Source organism: Allomuricauda sp. TY007, from assembly GCF_010468565.1.
Lineage (GTDB): Bacteria > Bacteroidota > Bacteroidia > Flavobacteriales > Flavobacteriaceae > Flagellimonas.
In genome coordinates this window covers 1-1339 of the sequence record NZ_WUEG01000042.1, presented here as the reverse complement: position 1 = coordinate 1339, position 1339 = coordinate 1, and the positions used below count along the sequence as shown (strand labels likewise).

The window sequence follows — 1339 nt, the reverse complement described above, 5'->3', positions numbered from 1 at the left end:
GGGTCTGTAAATTAAACTCTGTCCGTTGTTTCAATTCCTTTGGGGCTAGCCCCAAAGGAATTGGTGTTTAATATCAGGGGTATCCGTTCCCCAAATTTAATGTAAAGTTGTTGAACGGTCAGGCTCCAATTGTGCAAAGGGCTGGTCCATTTCTTTTCTATGTTCTTTGTGGCCAAGTACACAAGCTTTATCAAGGCCATATCATTTGTGAAGGCCCCCTTGGTCTTGGTAACTTTACGTACTTGGCGGTGGAATCCCTCTACGGCATTGGTGGTATAGATTATTTTTCTGATCGGTTCGGTGTACTGGAAATACTGTGATAGCTGCTCCCAGTTGCGCTGCCAGCTTTCGATGACCACGGGATATTTGCCTCCCCATTTTTCCTCCAGATCCAATAATCTGTCTTCCGCCACCTCCTTGCTGGTCGCCCGATAAACGAGCTTAAGGTCGCGCATGAACTCCTTTTGATCTTTAGAGGCAATGTATTTGAGCGAATTGCGTATCTGGTGCACGATGCAGAGCTGTACCTGTGCTTTTGGGAATACGCTCAATATCGCATCGGTAAATCCCCGAAGATTGTCCGTGCAGGCGATCAGGATATCCTTCAAGCCCCGATTGTTCAGGTCTGTAAGTACTTGCAACCAAAAATTGGCACCCTCGCTCTCGGAGATGTACATGCCCAAAACTTCCTTATAGCCCTCCTTGTTGATGCCAAGGATATTGTAGAGGGCCCTGTGCTCGATCTTGCCATCGACTTTTACCTTGTAGTGCATCGCATCGAGCCATACGATGCAATAGAGTGGCTCCAGCGGGCGGTTCTGCCACGCCTTTACATCGGGGACGATCTTATCGGTTATCTGGCTCAAAACGGTATGGGAGATGTCGGTGTCGTACATTTCCTTGATATGCGAAGAGATGTCGCGGTAGCTCATCCCAAGGCCATAAAGTCCTATGATCTTGTCCGATAGGTTGTCGGCCAAAATGGTCTGACGTTTCTTTACCAGTTCCGGCTCAAAGCTGCTTTGCCTGTCCTGGGGCGTATCGATATCGAAAGTGCCATAGCCGCTCTTAATGGTCTTTTTCCCTTTGCCGTTGCGTTTATTGCCGTTGATCCTTTGGGATTCGTCCAAATGGCCCTCCATCTCCGCCTCAAGGGCCTTTTCGATGACGTTCTTCAGCATCGGGGCAAACGCGCCGCCCTTGCCGAAAAGGTTCTTGCCCGACATGAACTGGTCAAGCACCTTCTTTTCAAATTCTGTCTGTTCCTCTGTTCTCATGGTTCTGTCTGAATAAAATTAATGTTTAAATCTATTTCAGACAGAGTTTAATTTACACCCTC

General features: G+C 47.8%; 1 protein-coding gene. It reads right to left on the bottom strand.

Annotated features, from left to right (window positions below; translation table 11 throughout):
• Positions 1 to 11 precede the first annotated feature (11 nt).
• Entirely contained in the window at positions 12 to 1277 is a 1266-nt protein-coding gene (locus GO009_RS17335; protein WP_163627962.1) for an IS256 family transposase, read from the bottom strand.
• Positions 1278 to 1339: the final 62 nt, after the last annotated feature.

Bases quoted from the DNA above. Each gene is read 5' to 3' on its own strand.
- GO009_RS17335 (WP_163627962.1), bottom strand. From the start codon at position 1,277: ATGAGAACAGAGGAACAGACAGAATTTGAAAAGAAGGTGCTTGACCAG.